The 25,882-nt window shown below is 71.7% G+C and carries 20 protein-coding genes and 3 pseudogenes; 8 read left to right on the top strand and 15 right to left on the bottom strand.

Annotated features, from left to right (window positions below):
* Positions 1 to 21: 21 nt before the first annotated feature.
* Positions 22 to 882 carry an NAD-dependent epimerase/dehydratase family protein gene (locus tag IE318_RS04770; RefSeq protein ID WP_189896697.1) on the bottom strand — a complete coding sequence of 287 codons (861 nt, stop codon included), beginning with the start codon at positions 880 to 882 and terminating at the stop codon, positions 22 to 24.
* Positions 883 to 1,044: 162 nt separating this feature from the next.
* Positions 1,045 to 1,220, bottom strand: a pseudogene (locus IE318_RS44705) (LLM class F420-dependent oxidoreductase); the annotation flags it as partial.
* A 283-nt stretch (positions 1,221 to 1,503) separates the two neighbouring features.
* Here IE318_RS44705 and IE318_RS04765 point away from each other — a divergent pair.
* The gene (locus IE318_RS04765; protein ID WP_189896694.1) at positions 1,504 to 2,745 is read left to right on the top strand and encodes a glycoside hydrolase family 6 protein; all 1,242 of its coding nucleotides are present in this window, start codon (positions 1,504 to 1,506) and stop codon (positions 2,743 to 2,745) included.
* A 241-nt stretch (positions 2,746 to 2,986) separates the two neighbouring features.
* Here IE318_RS04765 and IE318_RS04760 read toward each other — a convergent pair whose 3' ends face one another.
* Positions 2,987 to 4,678: a SpoIIE family protein phosphatase gene (locus IE318_RS04760; RefSeq protein WP_189896692.1), complete on the bottom strand. Its 1,692-nt coding sequence runs from the start codon at positions 4,676 to 4,678 to the stop codon at positions 2,987 to 2,989.
* A gap of 278 nt (positions 4,679 to 4,956) precedes the next feature.
* Between IE318_RS04760 and IE318_RS04755 the strand changes: the two genes are divergently transcribed.
* Entirely contained in the window at positions 4,957 to 5,322 is a 366-nt protein-coding gene (locus tag IE318_RS04755) for a hypothetical protein (RefSeq protein ID WP_030174642.1), read from the top strand.
* 70 nt (positions 5,323 to 5,392) lie between these two features.
* On the opposite strand, the gene IE318_RS04750 is transcribed toward IE318_RS04755, so the two are convergent.
* Together IE318_RS04750 and IE318_RS04745 are read right to left on the bottom strand one after the other, a co-directional pair.
* The gene (locus IE318_RS04750) at positions 5,393 to 6,388 is read right to left on the bottom strand and encodes an endonuclease/exonuclease/phosphatase family protein (protein WP_189897126.1); all 996 of its coding nucleotides are present in this window, start codon (positions 6,386 to 6,388) and stop codon (positions 5,393 to 5,395) included.
* A gap of 149 nt (positions 6,389 to 6,537) precedes the next feature.
* Positions 6,538 to 6,750, bottom strand: coding sequence for a M15 family metallopeptidase domain-containing protein (locus IE318_RS04745; RefSeq protein ID WP_373311069.1), 213 nt, complete (start codon positions 6,748 to 6,750; stop codon positions 6,538 to 6,540).
* 171 nt (positions 6,751 to 6,921) lie between these two features.
* Between IE318_RS04745 and IE318_RS04740 the strand changes: the two genes are divergently transcribed.
* The 3 genes and pseudogenes from IE318_RS04740 to IE318_RS04730 form a co-directional block, all read left to right on the top strand.
* A complete protein-coding gene (locus IE318_RS04740) occupies positions 6,922 to 7,617 on the top strand; it encodes a response regulator transcription factor (protein ID WP_030174634.1) in 696 nt (231 codons plus the stop codon).
* Positions 7,610 to 8,704, top strand: a complete 1,095-nt coding sequence (locus IE318_RS04735; protein WP_189897123.1) for a sensor histidine kinase — start codon at positions 7,610 to 7,612, stop codon at positions 8,702 to 8,704. The genes IE318_RS04740 and IE318_RS04735 overlap by 8 nt, the downstream gene beginning before the upstream one ends.
* Positions 8,705 to 8,750: 46 nt before the next feature.
* Positions 8,751 to 9,529, top strand: a pseudogene (locus tag IE318_RS04730) (lipid II:glycine glycyltransferase FemX); the annotation flags it as partial.
* On the opposite strand, the pseudogene IE318_RS04725 reads toward IE318_RS04730, so the two are convergent.
* A pseudogene (locus tag IE318_RS04725) lies at positions 9,508 to 9,780 on the bottom strand (M15 family metallopeptidase); the annotation flags it as partial. The pseudogenes IE318_RS04730 and IE318_RS04725 sit on opposite strands and share 22 nt — an antisense overlap.
* Positions 9,781 to 9,954: 174 nt before the next feature.
* Here IE318_RS04725 and IE318_RS04720 point away from each other — a divergent pair.
* Positions 9,955 to 10,503, top strand: coding sequence for a nucleoside/nucleotide kinase family protein (locus IE318_RS04720; protein ID WP_189896689.1), 549 nt, complete (start codon positions 9,955 to 9,957; stop codon positions 10,501 to 10,503).
* 376 nt (positions 10,504 to 10,879) lie between these two features.
* On the opposite strand, the gene IE318_RS04715 is transcribed toward IE318_RS04720, so the two are convergent.
* Positions 10,880 to 12,016 carry an LUD domain-containing protein gene (locus IE318_RS04715; protein ID WP_189896687.1) on the bottom strand — a complete coding sequence of 379 codons (1,137 nt, stop codon included), beginning with the start codon at positions 12,014 to 12,016 and terminating at the stop codon, positions 10,880 to 10,882.
* Between the two features lie 150 nt (positions 12,017 to 12,166).
* On the opposite strand from IE318_RS04715, the gene sigJ reads away from it, so the two are divergent.
* The gene (gene sigJ / locus IE318_RS04710) at positions 12,167 to 13,120 is read left to right on the top strand and encodes an RNA polymerase sigma factor SigJ (RefSeq protein ID WP_189896684.1); all 954 of its coding nucleotides are present in this window, start codon (positions 12,167 to 12,169) and stop codon (positions 13,118 to 13,120) included.
* 28 nt (positions 13,121 to 13,148) lie between these two features.
* Here sigJ and IE318_RS04705 read toward each other — a convergent pair whose 3' ends face one another.
* From IE318_RS04705 to IE318_RS04670, 8 genes are all read right to left on the bottom strand, one after another.
* Positions 13,149 to 13,838, bottom strand: a complete 690-nt coding sequence (locus tag IE318_RS04705) for a TetR/AcrR family transcriptional regulator (RefSeq protein ID WP_189896682.1) — start codon at positions 13,836 to 13,838, stop codon at positions 13,149 to 13,151.
* Positions 13,839 to 13,888: 50 nt separating this feature from the next.
* The gene (locus tag IE318_RS04700; protein ID WP_189896680.1) at positions 13,889 to 15,553 is read right to left on the bottom strand and encodes an allophanate hydrolase; all 1,665 of its coding nucleotides are present in this window, start codon (positions 15,551 to 15,553) and stop codon (positions 13,889 to 13,891) included.
* 5 nt (positions 15,554 to 15,558) lie between these two features.
* Positions 15,559 to 19,164, bottom strand: a complete 3,606-nt coding sequence (uca, locus tag IE318_RS04695; protein WP_189896678.1) for an urea carboxylase — start codon at positions 19,162 to 19,164, stop codon at positions 15,559 to 15,561.
* Complete coding sequence (locus tag IE318_RS04690; RefSeq protein ID WP_189896675.1) at positions 19,161 to 19,988, bottom strand: urea amidolyase associated protein UAAP2; 828 nt, start codon at positions 19,986 to 19,988, stop codon at positions 19,161 to 19,163. Before IE318_RS04690 ends, uca begins: the two co-directional genes overlap by 4 nt.
* Position 19,989: 1 nt before the next feature.
* On the bottom strand, positions 19,990 to 20,901 hold the full coding sequence (locus IE318_RS04685) for an urea amidolyase associated protein UAAP1 (RefSeq protein WP_229903334.1): 912 nt from the start codon (positions 20,899 to 20,901) through the stop codon (positions 19,990 to 19,992).
* A gap of 63 nt (positions 20,902 to 20,964) precedes the next feature.
* Positions 20,965 to 22,569 carry an amino acid permease gene (locus IE318_RS04680; RefSeq protein ID WP_189896673.1) on the bottom strand — a complete coding sequence of 535 codons (1,605 nt, stop codon included), beginning with the start codon at positions 22,567 to 22,569 and terminating at the stop codon, positions 20,965 to 20,967.
* Between the two features lie 208 nt (positions 22,570 to 22,777).
* On the bottom strand, positions 22,778 to 23,254 hold the full coding sequence (locus IE318_RS04675) for a hypothetical protein (RefSeq protein ID WP_189896671.1): 477 nt from the start codon (positions 23,252 to 23,254) through the stop codon (positions 22,778 to 22,780).
* A 214-nt stretch (positions 23,255 to 23,468) separates the two neighbouring features.
* Entirely contained in the window at positions 23,469 to 24,083 is a 615-nt protein-coding gene (locus IE318_RS04670) for a TetR/AcrR family transcriptional regulator (protein ID WP_189896669.1), read from the bottom strand.
* Positions 24,084 to 24,234: 151 nt separating this feature from the next.
* Between IE318_RS04670 and IE318_RS04665 the strand changes: the two genes are divergently transcribed.
* Entirely contained in the window at positions 24,235 to 25,740 is a 1,506-nt protein-coding gene (locus IE318_RS04665) for an MFS transporter (RefSeq protein ID WP_189896667.1), read from the top strand.
* The last annotated feature ends 142 nt before the right edge of the window (positions 25,741 to 25,882 follow it).

Genomic DNA, 25,882 nt, shown 5'->3' with positions numbered 1-25,882 from the left:
CGCACCCTTGTCCGGGCCGGTTCACCGGCCGCCGGCGAGGACGGCGAGCGGGTCGGTGTGCGCGGGGGTCCACCCGAGCTCGGCTTCGGCGCGTGCGGGGGTGAGCTGCTGGTCCAGGGCGAAGGCGTCCGCGATCGGGCCCATCTGCTCGCGGGCCTGCTCCAGCGTGAGGGAGGCGACCTTGCCGTCGAGGCCGGCGGAACGGGCGACGGCCAGCGAGCACTCCATGGCGGTGGGGTTGACGCCGCCGACGCCGACGTACACCGAACCGGGCTCGGCCTTGAGAGCGGCGACGTACAGCTCCGCGATGTCGTCGACGTGCACCAGCGCCCAGTGGTTCGCGCCGTCGCCGATGCAGGGGATGGCGCCGGCTTCCTTGCCGGGGGTGGTGTAGAAGATGTCGATCAGTCGGTTCTCGCCGCCGTAGAGCAGGCCGGGCCGCACCACGACGGGTCGGCCACCCTGCTGGGCACGCCGCAGGACGGTCTCCTCGACGGGCTTGCGCCAGGCGACCAGGGACGGCGGGTTCCAGGGGGCGGTCTCGTCCACGACACCGTCCGTGTCGCCGTAGACCCAAGTGCCGCCGGTGTGCACGTACGTGCCGTGGCCGATGCCGTCCTGCAGGGCGGTGGCGGCCGCGAGGTCCTCCTCCCCGGTCTCGGCCTGCGCCAGGTGCACGACCGCCTCCGCGCGGGCCGCAGCCGCGTTCAGCACACCGAGGTCCCCGAGCCCACCGCGCACCGGCGTCGCCCCCAGGGAGCTGACGATGTCGGCGGCGCGGTCGTTGCGGGCCAGCGCCTCAACCGTGTGCCCGTGGCGGGTCAGCGCGCTGATCGTGGCCTTGCCGAGGTATCCGGATCCACCGGTGAGGAAGATTTTCATGGTCGTGGCTCCTGTCCGTCGAGGCTGGTGGCTTCCCTGAAAAGCCTGCGCCCGGAGACGGACCCGCGTCCAAGACCTCTTCCGGCGCCTGTGATACCCGATGGGCATCGATCGTGCTGCTCCACCGCCTCGCGTAAGCGGTCCGCCGGACCGATGGACTCACTAGGCCGGCCCGCCGAGGAGCACCCAGGTGCGCGCCGGCGGTCCGCTTCGCCCGCGATCTCGGTGCCCGAGAACACGACCTCGGTGGCGCCGGCGTCGCGGTAACACCGTGCCTCGGCTCCGACCGCCTTCTCGTCGCCGATCACGGCCACGTCGGCGTCCCGCCGGCCGCCGGAGTACCTGCGGGCCGGGTAGCTCGCGCCCGACGATCGCCGCGAGGTGGGTGAGTAGCTTCTCGTCAGTCATGTGTACAGGACCCGTACCTCCCCGCGGCAACGGCGTGTCACCGTCGCCTTCCTGAGTTCCCGTCATGCCGTGTTCCTTCATTTCTCGAAGCTCGTCGGGGGGATTGACGCCGCTCCCGTATGAGGGGTTAATTCCTTGGTGCCGTTCATGGGAGCGCTCCCAGAACTTCCGTGAACGTGCACGGCCACCCCACACACCCGAGGAGCCATCCGCATGACCGCACGCGACCGTGCCGCAAGCACCGGAACACCCGGCAGAACGGGCCGAACCGGCGGAGCCCCGCTGCCACGCACCGTCGCCGCAGCCGCAGCGACCGCAGCACTGGCCGCCACCGCGTTCGCGGCCGCTCCCGCGCAGGCCGCGGCGCCGGCGCACTCGGCGCCGCCCGCCGCCCTGTACACCCCGCCCGCGAACCCGGACGCCGACCAGCAGATCCTGGACCTGGTGCGGCACAGGCAGTTGAAGGACGCGGCCGGCGTGCTGGCGATGACGCTGACCCCACAGGCCGTGTGGTACGGCGACGGCACGCCCGACGAGGTGCGGGCGTCGGTGCACAAGACGGTCGTGGACGCGGCCCGGCACCACGCGCTGCCGGTGCTCGCGCTCTACAACATCCCGGGCCGGGACTGCGCCCAGTACTCGGCCGGCGGCGCCGCCGACACCCCGCAGTACGAGGCGTGGATCGACGCCGTGCGCGCGGGCATCGGCAGCCTGCCCGCCACCGTGATCCTGGAGCCGGACTCGCTCGCGCTGCTGCCCTCGGACTGCGGCCAGGACGACGCACAGGGCAGCAGAACCACCGAGCGCTACACGGAGATCCACTACGCGGTGGACGCCCTGGAACCGTTGGCCGGGACCAAGGTCTACCTGGACGCCGGGCACAGCGGCTGGCACAGCGTCAACGACATCGTGCCCCGTCTCGTCGCCGGCGGCATCGACGACGCCACCGGCTTCTTCCTGAACGTCTCCAACTACCGGTCCGACAGCGAACTGGCCTGGTACGGCAAGCTGATCTCGTCCTGCCTGAGCTACGTGTCGGCCGGCGGCCCGGCGGCCGACTGCCCCAACCAGTGGTGGGCGGTGAACGACGCCCAGGCGTGGCTCGACGCGCATGTGCACGCGGCGCCGTCGGCCATGAAGCACTTCGTCACCGACACCAGCCGCAACGGCCAGGGCCCGTGGACCCCGCCGGCCGGCGTCTACTCCGACCCGCAGGACTGGTGCAACCCGCCCGGCCGAGGCACCGGCGCCAGGCCCACCCTCAGCACGGGGGACCCGCTGGCCGACGCCAAGCTGTGGGTGAAGATCCCCGGTGAGTCGGACGGGCAGTGCACCCGAGGCACGGCGGGCCCCGACGACCCCGAGCGCGGCTACCAGGACCCGGCGGCCGGCCAGTGGTTCCCGCAGCAGGCCCTGGAACTGGTCCACAACGCCAACCCCCCGCTGCTGCACTGACCGACGAGCGCGGCTGCGCCGATCCCGGGGCCGAGCGCGGCTGCGCAAACCCTCGGGAGCCGAGCGTGGGTTCCGCGGGCGCGGACGAGGGAGACGACGGGGGGCAGCCGTTGTCTCCCTCGTCCGCGCCGCCCGGCTCGGCGCCATGCGGATCCGCGGGGTTCTGTGACGAGTTCGCGGACGAACACATGAGTGCCGTGCAGCCTTCGCCGGTTCCCGAGAGCCCTCCTGCCCGAGAGCCTCAAGTACACGAGTCGGTCATGTGTCGCACGGCCAGTATGGCCACGTCGTCTTCGTTGTCGGGTGGGCGTGCTCGTGCCAGCAACTCGTCCGTGAAGGAATCCAGGGGGCGGTGGGCCAAGGACATCGCATGCCGGCGCAGGCGCTCCAGGCCCTCGTCCAAGGCGTGACCGGGAGACTCGATCAGGCCGTCGGTGTAGAGGAACAGGGTCGCGCCGGGCGGCAGCTCCACCGTCGCGTCGGGGCGGACCTGCTCGGGCGCGACGCCCAGCAGGACCCCGTGGCCGTCGGTGAGATAACGGGCCTCGCCGTCGTGGGTGACCAGCAGCGGAGGCGGATGGCCCGCGTTGGTCCAGGACAGCTCGCACCGGCCGGTCGCGTTGTCCGTCATGCGGGCGAACACCAGCGTGGCCATGGAGACCTCCGCGATGTCCAGGATCGCCTGGTCGAGCCATTCCACGATCTTGCTCGGCGGTTTCTGCTGGGACAGGGCGTACGCGCGCAGCATGTTGCGCAGTTGTGCCATGCCGGCCGCCGCGTCCAGGTCATGGCCGACGACGTCGCCCACGGCGAGGGCGGTGGCGCCGTCCGTGAGGTTGAACGCGTCGTACCAGTCGCCGCCGACCTGGGAGGCGTCGGGCGCGGGCAGGTAGCGGGCGGTCATGTTACGGCCGGGCGTACCCGGGAGCTTCGGCAGCAGATGACGCTGCATGGTCTCGGCGACCTTGCGCTGGCGCTGGTAGAGGCGGGCGTTCTCCAGGGCCAGGCCGGCGCGGCGGGCGATGTCCTCCAGCAGGGCGGTGTCCGTCGCGGTGAACCGCTCCGGCTGGTCGGCGCGGCCGAGGGTGAGGGCGCCTAGCACGTCGTGCAGGCTGCGGATGGGGGCCACGACGGCGGAGTGCATGCCGGTCGCCTCGAACAGGCGCCGCTGCTCGACCGCGATACCGGAGTCGGGCGGCCCCTGATAGGTCTCAGGCCCGGCGAAGGACGACGCGACGCCGCGCAGGGCGCGGGACAGGGGCATCGGGGACTCCTGCGGCACGGGCGGCATGGGCCCCTGGAGGTCCTCCCGGAACACCACGGTGCCGCCCTCGGCGTGGGCGACGGCGAAGCGCCATACCTCGTCCCGCTCGCGGATCAGGTCGATGACAGCCCAGTCGGCGAGGCGGGGCACGGCGAGGTCGATCAGGTGGCGCAGCGCCTCGTGGATGTCCAGGGTGGAGGTGAGCAGGGTGGTCGTCTCGGCGAGCAGCGCCAGCCGTTCCAGCTCCGAGAGCCGTCCGCCCGCCGGTGGCCGCTGGGCGGGTCGCCCGGCGCGTCCGGCGGAGTGGAAGAGGACGAGCGTGGCCGACGGGTGGACACCGATCTCGCAGGGAGTGGCCAGCCACGCCACTGGCAGGAGCGTGCCGTCGCCGCGTTGGAACCACTCGTCGCCTCCCTGCTCCGTGCGTCGGCCGAGGACGCTCTGCCGGATCCGGCACTGGGTCCTCGGCACGGGTTCCCCGTGGCTGTTGCGATGCAGCAGGTCGTGAGCGTCCCGGCCGATCAGATCGGAGGCGGCACGGGCCAGGAGCTGCGCGCCGTGCGTGTTGACCGCGACGATCGAGCCCCGCTCGTCCGACAGGTAGGCACCCGTACCCAGGGCGTCCAGAACCCTGGCAACCCATTCCTGCGGACCGACCGAGCCCGCCATGGCCTGCCTCCCGCCTCCCGAAGAAAGCACCTTGGCCCTCCCCCTCCTCTGTCCTGAGTTCCCCCGGATGCGTGGGCGATGCCCGCGCATCGCCCCAGGCCCGCCGCGGACCGGTCCGGAGCGCGACCGCTGCTGCTGCATCGGCATCACCGACGCCACCGGGTCGGGGGACTGCGCCACCGGCCGGCAGGCCGGACCCACCGGACCGGTGTGACCATCGCACCAAGGTGACATGGCGACTCCGTGCCGTCACCAACCTGGCAGAAGGAGATCAAGCGATGAGCCTCACTCTGAAGCGCATGCTCGGCGGCACCGCTGCGGTGACCATAGGGGCCGCGGCCCTGCTCGGCACCGGCGCCGGTACCGCCGGGGCCTTCGGCGGCGCGCACTGCGACCGCGCCGAACAGGACATGTGGAGCGACGGGCCCAGCCGCAACCTGACCGGCTACCGCTGCAGCATCCCGTCCGACGGGCACCGCTGGTACACCGTCGAGATCGACACCCTCGTACAGAGGCACTACAAGGGGGACACGCTGGACGGAGCGATCGACGGGACCGAGACCCTGCACGACACAACCATCCGATGCCTGGGCTACACCTCCGGCGACGGCACGGTGAACTGGTTCGGATGCCCACCCTCCTGACCCGCCCGCCCGGCGCGGGTGGCCCCGGCCCAGTCGGGGATCCGGTCGGAATCGGCACCTTGCGCGGTGTTCACCAGCTGATTCTGGCCGCCACCGGCAGGTGGTCGCTGCCGGTGGCCGGCAGCACCCAGGAGCTGTCCGGCTTCACCCCGCGGACCAGGATCTGGTCGATCCGCGCCACCGGGAACTTCGCCGGCCAGGTGAAGCCGAAGCCGTTTCCGGCCTCGTCCTGGGCCGAACGCAGCTGCGAGGTGATGCCGGCGAACGCGCGGTCGTCCATGGTGCCGTTCAGGTCGCCGAGCAGCACCACCCGCTTGTTCCGCTCGGCGGCGAGGGCCTCGCCGAGCGCCGTCGCGCCGCGGTCCCGGCTGTCCGTCCAAAAGCCATTCCTGGGAAACACACGTACGGACCCCAGGTGGGCCACATACACCGCCAGCGGACCCTGGTCCGTGGCCACCGTGGTGCGCAGCGCCCGGTTGTAGGCCAGCTTGACGTCGGCCGGCTTGGTCTCCGCCAGCGGTCCGTAGTCCATCTTGATGTCGACCGGCCGGGTGCCCGACAGCGGCAGCTTGCTCCACAGCCCGACCGTGCCCAGCACCGTGTGGTACGGGTACGCCGTCGCCAGCTCCTTCTCGTACGTACCCCGGGCCTGCTCGGTCAGCTCCACCAGGGCCAGCACGTCCGCACCGGAGTCGGCCAGGCCGCGAGCGGTGCCGGCCGGGTCGGCATTGGCGTCGCCGACGTTGTGCTCGGCCACGGTGAGGTCGCCGCCCGGGTGGGACTTGTCGCCGAGGAGCCCGCCGAAGAGGTTCAGCCACACCACGACCGGCAGCAGCAGCGCGACCACCGCGGAGGCGGATCGACGCCACAGCGCCCCGGCCAGCAGTACGGGGACGAACAGGCCGAACCACGGCAGGAAGGTCTCCACCAGGCTGCCGAGGCCCCCGCGGTCCGTGATCTGCGCGTGCAGCAGCATGAGCAGACCCAGGAGCAGCGCCGGCGCCGCGAGCAGCCGGCCGCGCTTCCAGGGGCCCGGCCGGGAGGCGGCGCGTACCGCCCCGCGGATGCCCGCACGCCAGGTCCAGGCGTCGGCGTCGGCATCCCGGGGGATGCCTGCGCGCCCGGCACCGGCGCCGGCTTCCGGTCGGTCGGCGCCGTCCCGCCCGGCCTCCGCCGTGTCCGACTGCACCTTCGTCACTCCTCGCTCACTGCCGGTCACTGCTGCATCCTCGGGTCCTGGGTGGGGTCGGCGTACATGTTCGGGCAGCCGTGAACGATCCCTCCGGGGCGCAGTTCGTAGTGCCAGGCTTCGTTGCGGTGGATCTGGCACAGTCCGAACGTGGCGCCGTGCCCGGACAGCCACGTCGGGGCGGAGGGCGGGGAAGCCGAAGGCTTCGAGTCCTGGGAGACGCAGGCTGTGGTGATCACTGCCACGACCACCGTCGGACCGACGGCAAGGAGCCGGCGAATCCGGTGGGTCGCTGTTCGCGCGGATGGTGCGGGACGGTGCATGCCGCCAGTGAAGCCAGCGTGATGTTGCCGGAGCGTATGAATTTTTCGATACGCCGACGATATGTGCCGGCTTGTAGCATCAAATGCATGCGTGTGTTGATCGTCGAGGACGAACCCTATATGGCGGAAGCCATACGCGACGGCCTTCGCCTGGAAGCGATCGCGGCCGACATCGCAGGTGACGGCGACACCGCTCTGGAACTGCTGAGCGTCAACACCTACGACATCGCCGTCCTCGACCGTGACATTCCCGGGCCTTCCGGCGATGAGATCGCCAAACGCATCGTCGCCTCCGAAAGCGGCATGCCGATCCTCATGCTCACCGCGGCCGACCGTCTCGACGACAAGGCCTCCGGTTTCGGCCTCGGTGCCGACGACTACCTCACCAAGCCTTTCGAACTCCAGGAGCTCGTGCTCAGGCTCCGAGCACTCGACCGCAGACGTGCGCACACCAGGCCGCCCGTGCGGGAGATCGCGGGCCTGCGCCTGGATCCGTTCCGCCGCGAGGTGTACCGCGACGGCCGCTACGTCGCGCTCACCCGCAAACAGTTCGCGGTGCTCGAAGTCCTCGTCGCCGCGGAAGGCGGCGTCGTCAGTGCCGAGGAACTCCTGGAACGCGCGTGGGACGAGAACGCGGACCCCTTCACCAACGCCGTGCGCATCACCGTCTCGGCATTGCGCAAACGGCTCGGCGAGCCCTGGATCATCGCCACCGTGCCCGGCGTCGGCTACCGCATCGGCACGGCATCCGGCTCCGGGCGTGAGGAAGCGGACCGTGGATAGGCCGCCTGGTCTGAGCGTTCGCCTCAAGCTCACTCTCAGCTACGCCGGATTCCTCATGGTCGCGGGCGCCTTGCTGCTCGCCGCCATTGGGGTGTTTCTCCTGCAACAGGGATGGCTGCGAACCACCGCAGAGGGTGCGTGGAGACAGACGCCGGGCACCACCTTCGTGCGCGGATTCGCACCACTGGCAGCCGTCGTAATGATGTTCCTCCTGATGTTCGGTCTCCTGGGCGGATGGATCCTCGCCGGCCGCATGCTCGCTCCGCTGGACCGCATCACGCACGCCACCCGTACGGTCGCGAACGGATCGCTCTCCCACCGGATCCGGCTTCCTGGCCGCCAGGACGAGTTCCGCGAACTCGCCGACACCTTCGACACGATGCTCGCCCGGCTCGAGGCGCACGTCGCCGAACAGCAGAGATTCGCAGCCAACGCCTCTCACGAGTTGCGCACGCCGCTGGCGATCACGAAGACACTTCTCGATGTGGCCCGCACCGATCCGAGCCGCGCCACCGGCGAACTCATCGACCGCCTGCACGCCGTCAACACCCGGGCGATCGACCTCACCGAGGCACTGCTCCTGCTCAGCCGCGCCGACCAGCGGTCCTTCGCCCGAGAACACGTCGACCTGTCGCTGCTAGCGGAAGAAGCGACCGAAACACTCCTCCCGCTCGCGGAAAAGCACGGCGTCACCATCGAGACCTGCGGCGACGTCACCCCGACGGTCGGATCGCAAGCGCTCCTGCTGCAACTGACGACGAACCTCGTGCACAATGCGATCATCCACAACCTGCCGGAAAAGGGCACCGTGTGGGTCAGCACCGGTTTCCGCCCCGGAACTGTGGTCCTCACTGTCGAAAACACCGGCGAGACACTCGCCCCGGAACTGGTCTCGACACTCACCGAACCATTCCAGCGCGGTACCCAGCGCATTCACACCGATCATGCGGGCGTCGGCCTGGGCCTGGCCATCGTCAAGACCATCACCCGCGCACACGACGGAACCCTCACCCTCACCCCGCGCTCCGCGGGCGGGATCCGCATCACCGTGGAACTACCGGCGGCAGTCCCGCACACCGACAGGTGACGAATTCCCTCCCACGCTGCGACCGTCCCGCCACCGGGACGCACGCGTGAGGCACGGGCCCGGAACCTATCGTCCGCATATCGAAAACCGCATACGTGCCGGCAAACTGGCGTTCGTGCGGGCACAGCGGTCGGTCAGCTTCCTGCAGACCCCGGCATGGGGCCGCGTCAAGACCGAGTGGCGCAGCGAGTCCCTCGGCTGGTACCACGGTCGGCACCTGGTCGGCGCCGCGCTCGTCCTGCACCGCCCGGTGCCGCGGCTCGAGCGCTGCACGCTGGCCTATCTGCCCGAGGGCCCGGTCATCGACTGGACCGGTGAGATCGACGCGTGGCTCGACCCGCTGGCGGCCCATCACAAGGCACACGGCGCGTTCGCGATCCGGCTCGGACCGCCGGTGCGCACGAACACCTGGAGCGCCGACCAGGTCTAGGAGGGCATCGCCGCCCCGGGCATCAGGCGTCTCACCGAGACCTGCTCAGGGGCATGAACCAGCAATGGCGCCGCAACATCAAGAAGGCGGCCAAGGAGGGCGTCGAGGTCACGGTCGGTGCGGTCACGTCCGGTGGTGAGGACCTGAAGGCGTTCCACGACCTCTACGTCCACACCGCCGAGCGCGACCGCTTCACACCCCGGCCGCTGCGCTACTTCGAGACCATGTTCGCGGCGCTGAGCGCCGAGGACCCCGAGCGGATCAGGCTCTACCTGGCCTGTCACCAGGGCGACCTGGTCGCCGCCACCGTCCTGGTCCGAGTCGGGGCCCACGCGTGGTACTCCTACGGCGCCTCCTCCACCGACAAGCGCGAGGTGCGCGGCTCCAACGCCTGTTGTGACCAGCTCAGGAAGCAGTCCACGGCGCGTTGCGGCCGATAACTGTCCCAGAGCAGCAGACCGAAGCCGAGGGACGCGGCCTCTTCACGCGCCCTTTCCAGCGCCGCGCACAAAGCCCTCGTGCCGACGATTCGGTTCGCCAGGTATCCGTCCACCGGTTTGCCGGTGAAGTTGTCCCATGTGGCGTACTCGGCATCCCAACGTACGCCGGGTATCAACTCGTCCAGAAAGACGAAGTCATCATGCACCGGCTTTTCCAGTCAACGTCAGCGACACCATCCGGTCGATCACTTCGGAAAGCGGCAGTCCTGCGGCTGCCATCATTAGGTCATGCCCCCAGTCAAGGTGGCGTGCTGTTGCCGGCGCGTATGTGGATTTCGGTATTCCGACGATATATTACCCGGTGGTAGTATTCTGCGGGCATGGATCAAGCAGAAGTGCTGCTCATCGGAGGGCGAGCCGGCGTCGGAAAGACGACGGTGGGGTGGGAGGTCTCGGCGCTGCTGCGCGCCTTCGAGGTCTCTCACGCGATCATCGAGGGTGACTTCATGGGCCAGGTGCATCCGGCGCCCGAGGGGGATCCGCACCGTGCGGAGATCACCGAGAGCAATCTGACCGCGGTGTGGGCGAACTTCGCCCGACGCGGGTATCGACGCCTGATCTACACGAACACCGTGAGTGTGCTGCCTGAGGCGACAGGCATGTTCGAGCGCGCCATGGGAGCCGACGTGGGGATCACACGAGTCCTGCTCACCGCTTCCGACGCCACCGCCCTCGAGCGGCTGAAGGGACGTGAACTCGGCTCGGAGCTGGAGTATGAGCTGGAAGGCAGCATCCGCAAAGCACGGCTCCTGGACCGGCGTGCTCCCGCAGAGGCGGTGCGGGTGGTGACGGACGGACGGTCCGTCGTGGACATCGCACAAGAGGTGGTGGCCGCCACCGGTTGGACCGGACCAGCATGTAACCGGTGACCAGCGTTCCAGCATGCGGGGCACAGCCGAACCCCGTTACGAGCCCCCTCCATCCCGGAGATGGTCCGTGGCCCGCGCGAACGGCCGTGATGAAGCCGCTGCCGGATTGCTGCTCGGGGGTGGAGCGGCCGTAGGAGGCGGTGAGTTGGGCGCGATCGTGCAGTCGAGGTCGCCGGCCGTGTCGGTGGAGCCAGTCGGGGGCGTCGGCGCCCGGACCTCCCTTCCACAGTGCGCCGGGCCCGCCGGGCGACGTGTCTTCTGGAGGAGTCGGCCGGCCTCCTGCTGTGACCGGCCCAGCTCCGCAGAGCGGGCGGCTGGGCCTGCCTGTCACAGGGGCGACCTCGTCCGACGAGTGACGTCCTCGCCGCGCGCCACGTCAGAATCCGATGGCCTCGCGCAGCAGCAGGACCGTGCCGCGCCCGGGCTGTGGCTCGGCGTTGAGGACGAGCAGACGGTTGACCGCGCTCGGTTGTCCGTAGACCGCCTGGGCGCGCTCGGTCTCCAACGGAAGGGCGTGCTCCTCGACCCGGCGCAGTGCGGTGCCCAGGTCGGGCACCACCTTCTGCGCCCCGACGATCCAGATCGCCCGTGCGGCGCCGCCGGCGGAGGCGGGCAGCTGGCTGCCGCTGCCCGAGGCGATGACGAGCGAGCCGGTCTCGATGACGGCCGCGACGCTGGCGACGAAGACGTCGGGGGTGGCCACCAGCCGGCGGATCTCATCGAACTCGGTGGCGCGGTCCATCTTCAGCACGCGCGGCCGGATGGCCTGGTAGCGGTCGCCCGCCTCGATGTCCTGCGCGATGCCGGAGAGCCGAAGCGTCTCACTGGCCCCGGTGAACACGGCGGCACCCTCCGGTATCAGATCCTTGATGCGGGCGCGGGCCGCCGCGGTGTCGTCGAGCAGTTCGGCGGTGAAGCCGTTCGCGCGCAGCGCCTCGATCGTCCGGTCCAGGCGTTCGGCGGACGCCGGTGCGCCGAAGTCGCCGGCCGCCCCCGTGGTCGATGCGTCCGCCTCACCGGCGTCCGGTGCCTGGCCGGCGTCCCCGGCCTCGCCGGTGCCGTGCGCCTGCGTATCGGGGCCGGGCGCCGAACCCCCCAGCGGGGTGGTGTCGACGTACCTGACCTCGTAGACCCGCTCGGCGAACTTCCAGCCCTGCGGCGTACGCCGGTAGGTGTCGTGGTAGATGGCGAAGTTCAGGCCCGAGCGGCCGTCGAGCAGACGCGCGACCTCCTGCATGTAGGTGCGCCCGGTGGCGGTGTCGCCGTCGATCCGGATCGTGCCCGGGTGGCTGTTCTGCACGAAGAAGTCCCACTGGCTCTGCAGGCGTTCGCCTCCGGTCCGGATCTCCTGCCGGCCGATGAGCTCGATGGGGACGTTGGGCATGCGCAGAACGCCGTCGGGGGTGAACAGCGCGGCGAGGCGGGCACGGTCGCGCATCATCGCCGCGTCGGTGAACTCGCCGCGCAGCGCCTCGATCTCGACGCGGTCGGCGATCTCCTGGAAGTCGTTCATGCTCAGCGTCCTGTCCTTGGATGGTGTGCTCCTGTTCACCGGTCCGACAACGCAGCCCCGCCGAATGTGAGGCGAGCCGCCGACCTCACATTTCGCCGCTCTGATGCGTCGTAATGGAGAGGGAACGTGAACGAGGGAGCCGGAGAGCGAATGACCACCCCATCGGAACAGGCACAGCCGCAGGCGGACGAGCAGCGGGACCCGGGCCTGAGCGCGATCATGAGCGAGCGGCGACAGCTGCTCAATCTCGCCTACCGGATGCTCGGGTCCCTGGCCGACGCGGAGGACGTCGTCCAGGAGACCTACACCCGCTGGTACGCGATGTCCCGGGCGCAGCAGGAGGCCATCGAGTCCCCGGGCGCCTGGCTGACGAAGGTGGCCAGCCGTATCTGCCTGAACGTGCTCCGCTCGGCGCGCGCCCGGCGGGAGACGTACCTCGGAGAATGGATCCCGGAGCCGCTGCCCGACCCGGCCGAGTGGATCGCCGGGGCGGCGGGCGGCGCCGGCGTGGACCCGGCCGACCGGATCACCCTCGACGAGTCGGTGACCATGGCCTTCCTGGTCGTCTTCGAGTCGATGACCCCGGCCGAGCGTGTCGCGTTCGTGCTGCACGACGTCTTCCGCTACCCGTTCGCCGAGGTGGCCGAGATCGTCGGCCGCAGCCCGGCGGCGTGCCGTCAGCTGGCGACCTCGGCGCGTCGTCGCATCGCCGCCGCCCGGGCCGAGGCGAGCCCGAACGCGGCCCGGCAGGCCAGCGTCGTCCGGCGGTTCAAGGCGGCCTGGGAGGCGCAGGACATCGAGGCCCTGCTCGGCCTGCTCGACCCGAGCGCCACCGCGATCGCCGACGGTGGTGGCCGCGCCATTGCCCACCTGCTGCCGATCGAGGGCGCGGAGCAGATCGCCCGCCTCTACCTGACGATCGCCCGGTTCGCGCCGCCCCGGACGATTCTCGAGCGCACGGTGAACGGTCTGCCGGGCCTGGTGGTCGAGTCCGGGGGCACGATCGAGACGGTGTTCGCGTTCGAGGTCGCCGGCGACGACCGGATCACGCGCATCTGGGCGGTGCGCAACCCCGACAAGCTCCGCCCGTGGCAGCCGGCATGACCGTCCTCACGGGCTGGACTGCCCGTCATCACATGGCATCCAGGCCGCTCAGCAGGATTCCCGCCTCGCCCCTCGCCATGGCCACCGCCCGCTCGTCGAGTCCGCACAGCCGCAGGCACGACGACGCGATGGCGTCCGTGTCGGCCGGGTCCGGTTCACGCGAGTGCCGTATCTGGATGACGACCTCCACCAGCTGGATCAGCAGTTCGCCGATCCGTTCGGCGGACAGGCTCCGCGCGACGTCATCGGTTGCCGCCAGGGCGCCGAGGGCGCCGTAGCTCGCCTGGAGCCGGCCCCGTTCGACGCGGAAGGCGTCGAACCGTTCGGCACGCACCTCCGGGAGCAGGTAGAGCGTGCCGATGTTGTACGGGGTGCGGCACAGGGTGCGTACGTCCATGGCGGCCACCGCGTAGAGCGCGGCGGCCGGATCGGCCCGTTCGGGTACCAGCGCCAGGATCCGCTCCACCATCCGCAGACTCGGCCGTACGGACGTGGCCAGCAGCTCGGCGAGGATGTCCTCCTTGGTGGCGAAGTGGTAGTACAACGAGGCCTGTCTGATGCCCACGTGTTCGGCGATCATCCGGGTGCTGGTGCCGGCGATCCCGCGTTCGACGAAGAGCGCCCCGGCGGCGTCGAGGATCTGTTCCCGCGCGGGGGTGCCGGGATCGGAGGGCGGCGTGTGCCGGGGCCTGCCTTGACGGGGACGCGTCGTCGTCATGGGCCCATCCTGCCACTCAGATGCCAGGGCGCCCGCGCCGTCGGCTTCGGTCATGCGGAGGCCTTATAGGCCCGCCAGCCGCCGAATCGGGTGATCTCGGGTGCGCCCTCGACGGCGTGGGCCTCGACGAGGAAACCGCTGACGTGCCGTCCGTCGGCCAGTTCCACGGTGCCGATGGTCATGGGCGGGGGAACGGCGGCGATGAACGTCCCGAATCCCGCCGCCGGAAGCCGCCAGACCTCGCCCTCGACACCCGGTTCCGCACCACCGGCACCGTTCCCGGCGACCCGGAGCAGACCCGGCTTGGGCGGCGCGGTGGCCAGGGCGTACAGCCGGTAGCCGGCGGCTGTACGCGCCGGGCCCACCAGTGTGCCGCCCGCCTGTACCACTTGGGCGTTGAGCGGCTGCCCGGTGAGGTGGGCGCCGACCACGAACAGGTCGAGCCCCGGGTTGGCGAACCGCTCGGCCAGGGCGGCCAGCCTGCGGTCCGAGAAGGCCGGCCCGGTGAACATCACGCCGAACGGCAGGCCGTCCACGAATCCCGCGGGCACGGCGAGCGAGGCGCAGTCCAGCAGGTTGGCGAAGTTGGTGAAGCGGCCCAGCCGGGCGTTGGCGCCGACCGGGTCGGCCGCCACCTGATCGAGGGTGGGGTGCCGGGTGGTGGTCGGGGTCAGCAGCGCCGTGCAGCCGTCGAGAACCGCGCGCCCGGCGGCGGCCAGGGCGGCGAGGCGGGCGGTGTCGGCGGCCCAGTCGGCGGCGGTCTTCTCCCGGCCGGCCAGCACGATGGAGGCGACGGTCGGGTCGAGGTCCCTGCCGATCAGGTCGCGGTGCTTCTCCAGGTGCGCGCCCACGGCGGCGTACCGCTCGGCGACGAACGCGCCGCCGTACAGCAGTTCGGCGGCCTTCAGCAGCGGGGTGACGTCGGCTTCGACGATCTCCGCGCCGGTGCTCGCCAGCCGGGCGACCGCGGCGTCGAAGGCCTCGTGCCATCCGTCGGCCATGTCCTGGAGGTGCTCCGGGGCCGGGACGGCGATCCGGGAGCGCGCCGGAGGCGGCGGGAGCGGGGTGCCGGTGCGCGAGAGCGGGTCGGCCGGGTGCGGGCCCTCGATCAACTCCGCGGCCGTGCGGGCCAGTCGCAGATCGCGGGCGAACACGGTCACGCAGTCGAGGGTGTAACAGGCGGGGACCACGCCGGTCGTCGGCACCAGTCCCTTGGTGGGCTTGACGCCCACGATGCCGTTGAGGGCGGCGGGCACCCGCCCCGAGCCGGCCGTGTCGGTGCCGAGGGCGAGATCGGCGATGCCCAGCGCGACCGCGACGGCGGAGCCGGAGGACGAGCCGCCCGAGATGCGGTCCGCGTCCCAGGCGTTGCGTACCGCGCCGTACGGGCTGCGGGTGCCGACCAGGCCGGTGGCGAACTGGTCGAGGTTGGTCTTGCCGAGCACCACCGCGCCGGCCGCGCGCAGCCGCGCGACCGCCGGCGCGTCGGCCCCGGGGACATACGCGTACGACGGCGCGCCCGCGGTCGTGGGCAGACCGGCCACGTCGATGTTGTCCTTGACGGCGGCCACCAGACCGGCCAGCGGCAGCGCCGGGTCGATCCCGGCCGCCTCGGCGAGCACCTGCTCGCGCGGTCTGAGGTGGATCCAGATCTCGGGCCGGCCGGCGTCGGCGATGCGGTCGTAGGCGGCTTCCACGCGTGCGGCCGGTGTCATGACGCTCATGCTCGGACCGCCGCGAGGACCTGGCCGGGCGCGACCTGCTCGCCGGGCTTGACGTAGATCTCCAGCAGGGTTCCGGCGGCCGGGGCGTGCACCGTGGACTCCATCTTCATCGCCTCCAGGGAGAGGATCGGATCGCCGTCGGCCATGGTGGCGCCGGGTTCGGCGGTGAGCTGCCAGACGGTGGCGGTGAACGGCGCGGTGACCGGGACCGCGCCGTCCGGGACGGTGACGGCGAGCGCAGCGGAAGCGGCGGCGGTGACGGGTTGCGGATCGTCGTCGCGGTCGAACTCGCCCGCGGCCCGCCAGCGCTGCTTCTCGGCCTCGAACGCGGCACTCTGCCGCCGTCGGAAGGCGGCGATCGAGTCGGCCTCGGCCGCCAGGAAGGCGTTGTACTCGGCGGTCGAGAAGATGCCCTCCTCGACCGGGAAGTCACCGCGGCCGGCGTCGGTCTCGGCACGCAGTTCGAGCAGTTCCTCCGCGGTGACGGGGTACCACTGGATGCGGTCGAAGCAGCGCAGCGCCCAGGGGGAGTCCTGGAACAGGCCGCCCCTGCGGAAGCGGTTCCAGATCTGCACGGTACGGCCGACGAACTGGTACCCGCCGGGGCCCTCCATGCCGTAGACGCACAGGTAGGCGCCGCCGATGCCGACGGAGTTCTCCGCGGTCCAGGTGCGGGCCGGGTTGTACTTGGTGGTCACCAGGCGGTGCCGTGGGTCGAGCGGGGTGGCCACGGGGGCGCCGAGGTAGACGTCGCCGAGACCGAGCACCAGGTAGGAGGCGTCGAAGACGGTGCGGTAGACGTCGTCGGCGGTGTCCAGGCCGTTGACGCGGCGGATGAACTCGATGTTCCACGGGCACCATGGGGCGTCGTCGCGCACCCCGGCCATGTACCGCTCGATGGCCAGCCGGGTCGCCGGGTCGTCCCAGCTGAGCGGCAGCCGCACCGTGCGGGAGGGCACCACCAGCTCGTCGCTGGGCGGGACCTCCTCCTCCAGCTCACGCAGCAGGGCCGTCAGGTCACGGGCCTTCAGGCGGCGGGCGTCGGTGTGGATCTGGAGGGAGCGGATGCCCGGGGTGATGTCGACGATGCCGTCCGGCGCGTGCGCGGCCAGGGTCTCCTGCAGGGCGTGCACCCGCATGCGCAGGCCGAGGTCCAGGACCATGGGCCCGTACTCGACCAGGACGTTGTCGGCTCCGTCCCGGCGGTAGGTGACGGCGGGCCGGACGTCGGTGGCCTCCGAACGGCCGAGCACGCCGTCGTCGCCGTCACCGCCCGCGCTGATCAGCGCGGGAGAGGACCGGCGGGCATCGAGGCCGGTCGCCTCGTCCTCCTTGACCGGTACGAAGCGGACGCTGTCGCCCGGGCGGAGCTGGCCGAGCTTCCACAGTTCGCCGTCGGCGACCACGGCGGGGCACACGAACCCGCCGAGGGACGGCCCGTCGGGGCCCAGGATGATCGGTGTGTCGCCGGTGAAGTCCAGCGCGCCCACCGCGTACGGGGTGTCGTGGATGTTGGAGGGGTGCAGTCCGGCCTCGCCGCCGTCCTGGCGGGCCCACCGGGGTTTCGGCCCGATCAGGCGGATGCCGGTGCGGGCCGAGTTGTGGTGCACCTGGTAGTCGGTGGCGTAGAGGGTGTCGATGTCCTCGCGGGTGAAGAACTCGGGCGCCGCGTGCGGGCCTTCGGTCACCCCGATCCGCCAGTGCGCCACGATCGCGGGCCGGCGCTGCGGCGGGGTGGGACCGCCGCCCGCGCCCTGGGCGGTTCCGGGCCGCAGGACGTCTCCGGCGCGCAGCGCCCGCCCGCCGTGTCCGCCGAATCCACCGAGGGTGAACGTCGAGGTGCTGCCCAGGTACGCGGGTACGTCGAGGCCGCCCCGGACGGCCACATAACTGCGCAGGCCGGGTCCCTGGCAGGCGCCGAGCACCAGGGCGGCGCCGGCCGGCACCGGCACCGGTTCCCACAGGGCCGCCGGTCGGCCGTCCACCGTGACCGGGACGGGAGCGCCGGTGACGGCCACCACGGTGGCGTGCGAGAAACGCAGGGTCAGCGCGCCCGCGGTGACCTCCAGGCCGGGCGCCGTCTCCGGGTTGCCGACCGCCAGGTTCGCTTCGGCGAAGGAGACGGGGTCGAAGGGACCGCTCGGCGGAACGCCCACGTGCCAGTGGCCGAGCCGGCCGGGCAGGTCCTGGACGGTGGTCATCGCGCCGGGCACCAGCACATCGATGCGCGGCTCGGGGTCGCGGACGATGTCGAGCGTGCCGGTGCTGTGCACCGCCTCGCGAACCTCGCCCCGCACGGTCTGCGCGCGCAGCAGACCCAGGTTGGTGACGATGCCGTCCACCCGGCACGCGGCAAGGGCCCGGCCGAGCAGGTCGAAGGCGGCGTCACGGGTGGGGCCTTCGGCGATCACCTTGGCGAGCATGGGGTCGTAGTACGGCGAGATCTCCAGACCGGTCTCGGCGAAGCCGTCGACGCGGACGCCGGGCATGGCCTCCGCGCCCTGGCCGGGGAAGGCGGCCTGCGTGATCAGACCGGAGGACGGGAGCGAGTCCTTCCCGGGGTCCTCGGCGTAGACGCGGGCCTCCACGGCGTGTCCGGTGGGCGTCCACTCCCGCTCGAACACCGCGTCCTCGACCCTGCCGTCGCGGGCCAGCAGCAGCATGAGTTCGACGAGGTCGACGCCGTACGCCTGCTCCGTCACCGGATGCTCGACCTGGAGGCGGGTGTTGACCTCGAGGAAGGCGGCCTCCTCGCGCACCGGGTCGTAGACGAACTCCACGGTGCCCGCGCCCCGGTAGCCGACCGAGGCGAGCAGCCGGCGCGAGGAGTCGTGAAGCAGCGCGCGCACCTGCGCGGGCAGGGCCGGGGCGGGGGCCTCCTCGATCACCTTCTGGTTGCGGCGCTGCAGCGAGCAGTCCCGGTCGCCGAGGACGGCGATCCGGCCGGTGCCGTCGCCGAAGACCTGCACCTCGACATGGCGGGCCGGACGCACCAGGCGCTCCAGGAACACCCCGCCGGCACCGAAGTGGGATTCCGCGAGCGCCGCGACCCGCGCGAAGGCCTCGCGCACCTCGTCGGCCGTGGCGCAGGCCTGCATGCCGATGCCGCCGCCCCCGCCGGTGGCCTTGACCATCACCGGCAGCCCGATCGAAGCGGCCGCCGTGACCGCCTCCTCGGCGGTCGCGAGCAGCTCCGTCCCGGCCAGCAGCGGCACCCCGGCCGCCTTGGCCAGGGCGCGCGCGGTGTGCTTCTCGCCGAAGGCGGTGATCTGGTCGGCGGTCGGCCCGGCGAACCTGAGCCCCGCCTCCTCCACGGCGCGGGCGAAGGCGGCGTTCTCGGAGAGGAAGCCGTAGCCGGGGTGGACGATCCCGGCGCCGTGGGCGAGCGCGGCCTCGATGATCGAGTCGCCGCGCAGGTACGACTCGCGGGCCGGTGCCGCACCCAGGCGGACCGCGTGGTCGGCCTCGCGGACGTGCGGAGCGGCCCGGTCGGCGTCGGAGAAGACGGCGACGGTGGCGAGCCCCATCCTCCTGGCGGTACGGATCACGCGGCGGGCTATCTCACCGCGGTTGGCCACGAGCACGGTGGTGGGACGGGTCATGAGGCTCCCTCCGGAGTGCCGGCGGCCGCCGCGGACCGCGCGTCGCCGACGGGCGGTGCGAGCCGTGTCTCGCGGGCGGCCGGTGTCGGGTCCACGACGAGCATCCGCAGCGGGGTCGGGTTGAAGTCGTTGCACGGGTTGTTCATCTGCGGGCAGTTGGACACCAGCACCAGGACGTCCCGCTCGGCGCGCACCGCGACCCGGCGGCCCGGCGCCGACATGCCGTCCACGATGCCCAGCGCGCCGTCCGCCTCGACCGGCACGTTCATGAACCAGTTGAGGTTGGAGACCAGGTCACGCACCCCTAGGCCACGCCGGCCGGCCTCGGCGAGGAAGTTCTCCCGGCAGCCGTGCTGGAACATCACGTGGTGGCCGTAGCGCAGGGTGTTGGACTCCTTGCCGCAGGCGCCGCCGATGGTGTCCTGGCGGTCGATCTCGTTGGCGACGACGGTCATCAGCGGCCGGCCCTCGTTGCTGCGCAGCACCGTGCCGGTGCGCACATAGGCGTTGCCCTGCCAGGACAGGGTGTCGGGGACGCTGTAGCGCTCCTCGGGATCGTCGGCACTGTAGAGCAGGCAGTCGGCCGACTGGTTGCCGCCGACGTCGACGATCGTCAGGACGTGACCCTGGCGCACCACCGCCGACCAGGGCGCGTTGGGGGCCACCGTCTCGTCGAGGACGACGGAGCCCTCGACCAGGCTCGCTCCCCACTCCAGGCGGGTGCCCTCCGCGTACACCGCGCCGACGGGGACGGTGGAGGCGACGGGGCCGCCCGGGACGGTCGGACGGGTGACCGGCGTGTTCCCGGTCCGTGTGGTCGCCATGTCACAGCCCCCTGGCTTCGCAGTAGTCGACGGTGTTGAGATACGCCCGGTGCAGTTCCGGCGTGGCGGTGAACCGCGGCTCGCCGGGGCCGGTCGGGGCGCCGCGCCAGGCGTGCACCCGCAGCGGGCCGACGACGTAGCCGGGGCGCGGGTCCAGCGGGTGGGCGACGTTGGCGACCAGCACCAACAGGGGCATCTCCGCGATCAGTTCGACATGCGTGCCCGGTCCGGCGCTGCCCTGCCAGCCGAGGGTGCCGTCCGACTCGACGCGTACGCCCTGGAAGAAGGACACGCCGGGCGGCAGGTCGCGTCGGCTGAGCCCGTGTTTGGCGGCCGCCTTGAGGAAGAGCCCGCGGCCGGACGGGGACGGCCCCTCGGGCCGGGCGTCACCGTACTTGCGCTCGTTCCAGGCGTCGGTGGTGGTGCCGCAGAAGGCGTCGTGCCGGCCGGAGGAGTCACCACTGACGACGGCCAGGACCCGGCCGTCACCGGACAGCAGCGGATGGTTCTGGCCCAGGTAGGCCTGCCAGGGGATCTTCTGGGTGTCGGCGACGTTGAGCCGCTCGATCGGTTCCAGGGCGTTGAAGAGCAGCAGGTGGGCGCAGGCGTCGCCGGTCGGGTCGTCGAAGCGCAGCCGGGTGCCGCGCGCGAGCACCTTGTGGGTGTAACCGCCCGGCGCCACCGTCTCCGCCCACACCAGGGCGGACGGATCCACCTCCGGCGGGCAGTACGGGCTGCCGGACGCCGGAAGGTACGGCATCCACTGCCCGGACTGCCCGCCCTGGGCACGGGCGTCCTGCCGGGCGCTGCGGACGCTGTCGGTCAGATGCAGATCACGGGCGCGGGCGGAACCCTGCCCGGCGGGGTACCGGCCGTGCGGCGCGCCGGCCGTCGAACTCTCTGCGGTGGTCATGGATGTCCCGTCGTCCCTTCGTCGGTACGTGGTCGGGTGCCGCGGCTCGCGTCGCCGGCCGCCTCAGGCGGGCTCGGCGACGGCCTCGGCCTCGCGGGGCGGCTCGGTGTGCGTGTGGGGCACGTGCCGCAGTTCGATACGGCGGTGCAGTCCGCGGGCCAGGAAGTAGCCGGCTCCGGCGGCGAGGCTGAGCCCGATGAAGAGCAGGGCGCTCCACCGGAGCCACCAGGTGCCGCCTGTGAGGTCGTAGATCTCCGCGCGAGGCCAGACGAGATCGACCGTCATACCGGCCTGGTAGAGCACCGCGACCGCGTTGACCGCCACTCCCCACCGGCCCAGAGAGAACAGAGGCCGTCCGGTCTCGTCGACGCCTTCCGGGAGCCCGCCGGCGGCCCGCTGCCGGATCCGGCTGACCAGCAGCGGCAGTGTCACCCCCAGATACGCCAGGTACAGCATGGCGATGCAGAGGCTGGAGAGCGCGGTGAAGATCGCCGACTGGCGGATGTTCACGACGAGCGCGGCGGCGGCTGCGACGCCCACCACGATCGACGTGGTGATCGGCGTACCGGTGCGGGCCGAGACCTTCGCCAGGTGCCGGTGGAACGGCAGGGCACCCTCGCGCGCCATGGAGTACATCATCCGGGCTCCGGAGGTCTGCACGGCCAGGGTGCAGGCGAACACCGCGACCGCCACACAGCACAGCAGCAGTCGGCCCACGACCCCGCCGAGCCGGTCGGTGAGCACCCAGGAAAGACCGCCCGCGGCCAGCTTCCCGTCGGTCAGGCTGCCCGCCGCCATCAGCCCCGACAGGATCAGCAGCGCCCCGCCGACGCCCGAGATGGTCAGTGCCCGCAGAATCGTGCGGGGAGTGGTTCGGCGCGGGCTGTGGGTCTCCTCCGCCAGCTCGCCCGCCGAGTCGAAGCCGACCATGACGTACGCCGCCATCAGCGAGGACGCGAGAAACGCCCCGAGGTATCCACTGTGTCCGGCCCAGCCGGTGTGGTGGGCCACCACCTGCGGCCCCCGCTCGGGCAGGAAGAACAGGACCAGCACGAGCGCGACCACGCCGATGATCTCGACCGTGACGCCGAAGCTGGTGGCGGCCGCCATCTGACGGATGCCCAGGATGTTCACCACCGTGGTGACCAGCAGCAACACGCAGCCCAGCAGGACCGCGTTCCGCGCGCCGGTCGGGGAACCGACCGATGGATCGGCGCCCGGTCCCCCGACGATCTGGAAGCCCGACCAGATGCCCGGCAGCACCGCCTGGGCGGCGATCGCGGCCGCCGCGACGGTGAGGATCTGCCCGATGATCATGATCCAGCCCACGAACCAGCCCACCGTGGTGCCGGCCAGCCGGCTCGCCCACTGGTAGATCGCCCCGGATATGGGCCAGCGGGCCGCCAGTTCGGCGAAACACAGCGCGACCAGCAGCTGGCCCGCGAACACCAGCGGCCACGTCCAGAAGAACGCCGCACCGCCGAGGCCGAAGCCGAGCCCGAACAACTGGAAGACGGTGGTGAGGATGGAAACGAAGGAGAAGCCGGCGGCGAAGGAGGCGAAGCCGCCCACCGCGCGGCGCAGTTCCTGCTGATAGCCGGGGGGAGCGGTGCTGGTCGTGGCGCCGCCGTGAAGACTTGGCCCTGGGGGGAGTTGGGGCCGGCTCATCGCCGCACCTCCGATCCGTCGACGGATACCTGTCGCTCGACAGGTATGGCGATCGTCGACCGGACCGGTCTCATGCCCGGGTCGGGGAAGTTAACTTCGTGTATCCGCGGCCACCACTGGGCCTACCCGGCCGGAGGTGGGCCCTTCTCGCGTCGGTCACTCGCCCGTGGCCCGCTGGTCCACGCGCGACACCGATGCCAGTGGCGCGTCAGCCCATGGCCTCGCGGGCCGTGTCGAGGAACGCCGACCGGTTGCCCTCCAGGTGGTCCCGCACGCTCTCGCCGTCGGGCAGGCCGTGCCACACGGTCCTGTTGAGATCGAGGAAGTGCGTGTGTGCGGCGTCGTGCACGGGTCGGGGGAACTGGATGCGCAGGAGACGGTCGGCGACCCACAACCTGTACATGACGTCCCGGGTCGTGAGGTACCACTCATCGGTGTCCTCCCACTGGGACGGCCTGGTGTAGGCGCATCGTTCCGCCTCTGCCGATACCTCGATGAACCGCTCCAGCAGCGCCAGGCGTTCCGCGCGTCGGGCCTCCGACAACGCGATCCGCTGGCGCCGCTGTTCGGAACGCTCCGCTGATCGCTGAGTCGTGTGCTGAACGAGGTAGGACAACACGCCGCCGAGGACGACGCCGCCCAACGATATGAGTGACACCCAGACCTGACCTGTCATGACGGTCATCGTTCCACCAGCGGCGATCTTCGGCACGGTCCCGCTGCGGCCGGTGGGGTGACGGCCTTCGGGCCGTCCTGGACGGCCCTGGTCCCGGCCCCTCTCGCCGGGCTGAGCCCACGTCAGTTCGAACGGCTGCCGGCCGCGCGGCGCCGACACGGCGTCCCTTCCGTGTCGGCACACGCGCAGGACGCGGCACGCGGCACCGGTGCTCGGGTGGCCGTCAGGGAGTGGTGACCGGGCCCGCGAGGGGTCCGGTGAGGTAGTGCTGGAGGACCGGTCCGATGGCCGCGGCCAGGGTCTGGGCGCTGCTGGTCGCCAGAGGTTCCACCCCCACGATGTGCCGGGTCATCATCAGGCCCACGATCTGGGAGCCCGCCAGCGCGGCGCGCAGCCGGGCGTCCGGTGAGCCGAGGCCTTCCGCCAGGGGCAGCAGCAGGGCCTCGGTGACCCGCTCGCGGATCTGCCGGGCGGCCAGCTCCTCGGAGGCGGCCGCGCGGATCAGTCCGGTGATCTTCTGCTGTCCCTCGGCCGTCTCCGTCTGGCTCAGGACGCGTGCGGCCAGCCGGTGGCCGATGGTCTCGCGCGGGCCCTCCAGCAGGTCGGCGAGCAGGGGCTCCGGCTCCAGGGGCAGGGGGGCGGCCTCGGCGAACAGCCGCTGCTTGGGCCCGAAGTAGTGGGACACCAGCGCCACGTCGACGCCGGCGTCCGCCGCGATGCCGCGCAGCGTGGTGCGGTCGTAGCCGAGGTCGGCGAAGTGGCGGCGGGCGGTGTGGAGGATGGCCTCCCGGGTGCCGCTGTCGCCGGGGCGCCGTCCGGCGCGGGATGCGGGAGTCATGCGGGGCCTCCTGGGGGATCCGGATGGTTGACAGCAGTAATTCATCGGGCGCAGAATAAAGATCTCAACGCTCGTTGAATTCATTCTAGGGGCGCGCTCACGCTCCGCAGCGCTCCTCCTCGTGCACTTCCATCTCCAGGAGTCCTCTCGCATGCCCAGCACCGCGCCACGGCCCCCCATGGCCGGCACCGACGGCCCCGGCCCGTCAGCCGCCCGCCGTTGGTGGATCCTGGCCGTCATCGGCCTGGCCCAGCTGATGGTGGTCCTCGACGCCACCATCGTGAACATCGCCCTGCCCTCGGCCCAGCACGACCTGGGCTTCTCCGACTCGGACCGGCAGTGGGTGGTCACCGCCTACTCCCTGGCCTTCGGCAGTCTGCTGCTGCTCGGCGGGCGCCTGGCCGACCTGATGGGCCGCAAGCTTGTCTTCCTCATCGGAGTCGCCGGATTCGCCTCCGCCTCCGCCCTGGCGGGAGCAGCGGACAGTTTCGGCATGCTGATCATCGGGCGCGCCCTGCAGGGCATGTTCGGGGCTCTGCTGGCCCCGGCCGCCCTGTCGCTGCTGAACACCACCTTCACCCAGGCCAGGGAACGCGCCAAGGCCTTCGGCGTCTACGGCGCGATCGCCGGGACCGGCGGCGCCATAGGCCTGCTGCTCGGCGGCCTGCTCACCGAGCACCTCAGCTGGCGCTGGACCCTGTACGTGAACCTGGGCTTCGCCGCACTCGCCCTGGCCGGCGGCGCCGTCCTGCTCCGGCGCACCCGGCGTGACCCCGGCGCCCGCCTGGACCTGCCGGGCACCCTGCTCGTCTCCGCCGGCCTGTTCGGCGTCGTCTACGGCCTCTCCAACGCCGAGCCCCACGGCTGGGACTCCGTCATGACGTGGGGCTACCTCGCGGGCGGCGCCTGCCTCATCGCCGCCTTCACCGCGTGGCAGACGCGCGCCGTCCATCCGCTCCTGCCGCTGCGCATCCTGCTCGACCGTGACCGCGCCGCCTCTTTCGTCGCCGTGCTGGTGGCCGCCTCCGGCATGTTCGGCATCTTCCTCTTCCTCACCTACTACCTGCAGGTCTCCCGGCACTACAGCCCCGTGTCCACCGGGCTGGCCTTCCTGCCGATGATCGCCGCCCTCATCGTGTCCGCGCAGATCGCCGCGAACGTCACCCTGCCACGCCTGGGCCCGCGGGTCGTGGTGCCGGTGGGCCTGGCCCTGGCGGCCGCGGGCATGGTCTGGCTGACCCGCATCGGGCTCGACACCTCCTACGCGGGCTATGTGCTGCCGCCGCTCCTGGTGCTCGGCCTCGGCCTGGGGCACGTGATGCCGCCCGCCATGAACACCGCCACCGCCGGCGTCGCACCCAACGACGCCGGAGTCGTCTCCGCCACCGTCAACACCATGCAACAGGTCGGCGGTTCCATCGGCACGGCACTCCTCAACACCCTGGCGACCAGCGCCGCCACCCACTACCTCAACGGCAGGACACCCACCCCGCGCGTCCTCGCCCAGGCGCAACTGCACAGCTTCACCACCGCCTTCTGGTGGTCGGCGGCGGTCTTCGCCCTGGGCCTGGTATGTGTGGGGGCGCTCTACCGCACCCGCAGGGCCACCGCCCCGGCGGTCCAGGACTCACAACAGAAGGCCGCGATGCACTTCTGACGGTACGCCACAGACGGTGCCCGGTGCTCACAGCGCAACTCCGCGCGAAGCACCGGGCGCCGGCCGTCGGTCGCCCCGCTGCGCATGCTCACTCCGGCCGCCCGGCACCATGACGCGGCCGCGCGCCGACGCCGACGCGGCC

It is taken from the genome of Streptomyces spiralis, from assembly GCF_014654675.1.
GTDB classification, from domain to species: Bacteria; Actinomycetota; Actinomycetes; order Streptomycetales; family Streptomycetaceae; genus Streptomyces; species Streptomyces spiralis.
This window is presented reverse-complemented; position numbering and strand designations above follow the sequence as displayed.

Coding starts and splice junctions, on each gene's coding strand:
- uca (WP_189896678.1), bottom strand. CDS start 19,164: ATGACCCGTCCCACCACCGTGCTCGTGGCCAACCGCGGTGAGATAGCC.
- IE318_RS04670 (WP_189896669.1), bottom strand. CDS start 24,083: ATGACTCCCGCATCCCGCGCCGGACGGCGCCCCGGCGACAGCGGCACC.
- IE318_RS04720 (WP_189896689.1), top strand. CDS start 9,955: ATGGATCAAGCAGAAGTGCTGCTCATCGGAGGGCGAGCCGGCGTCGGA.
- IE318_RS04770 (WP_189896697.1), bottom strand. CDS start 882: ATGAAAATCTTCCTCACCGGTGGATCCGGATACCTCGGCAAGGCCACG.
- IE318_RS04680 (WP_189896673.1), bottom strand. CDS start 22,569: ATGAGCCGGCCCCAACTCCCCCCAGGGCCAAGTCTTCACGGCGGCGCC.
- IE318_RS04755 (WP_030174642.1), top strand. CDS start 4,957: ATGAGCCTCACTCTGAAGCGCATGCTCGGCGGCACCGCTGCGGTGACC.
- IE318_RS04685 (WP_229903334.1), bottom strand. CDS start 20,901: ATGACCACCGCAGAGAGTTCGACGGCCGGCGCGCCGCACGGCCGGTAC.
- IE318_RS04690 (WP_189896675.1), bottom strand. CDS start 19,988: ATGGCGACCACACGGACCGGGAACACGCCGGTCACCCGTCCGACCGTC.
- sigJ (WP_189896684.1), top strand. CDS start 12,167: ATGACCACCCCATCGGAACAGGCACAGCCGCAGGCGGACGAGCAGCGG.
- IE318_RS04740 (WP_030174634.1), top strand. CDS start 6,922: ATGCGTGTGTTGATCGTCGAGGACGAACCCTATATGGCGGAAGCCATA.
- IE318_RS04760 (WP_189896692.1), bottom strand. CDS start 4,678: ATGGCGGGCTCGGTCGGTCCGCAGGAATGGGTTGCCAGGGTTCTGGAC.
- IE318_RS04705 (WP_189896682.1), bottom strand. CDS start 13,838: ATGACGACGACGCGTCCCCGTCAAGGCAGGCCCCGGCACACGCCGCCC.
- IE318_RS04665 (WP_189896667.1), top strand. CDS start 24,235: ATGCCCAGCACCGCGCCACGGCCCCCCATGGCCGGCACCGACGGCCCC.
- IE318_RS04715 (WP_189896687.1), bottom strand. CDS start 12,016: ATGAACGACTTCCAGGAGATCGCCGACCGCGTCGAGATCGAGGCGCTG.
- IE318_RS04700 (WP_189896680.1), bottom strand. CDS start 15,553: ATGACACCGGCCGCACGCGTGGAAGCCGCCTACGACCGCATCGCCGAC.
- IE318_RS04675 (WP_189896671.1), bottom strand. CDS start 23,254: ATGACCGTCATGACAGGTCAGGTCTGGGTGTCACTCATATCGTTGGGC.
- IE318_RS04765 (WP_189896694.1), top strand. CDS start 1,504: ATGACCGCACGCGACCGTGCCGCAAGCACCGGAACACCCGGCAGAACG.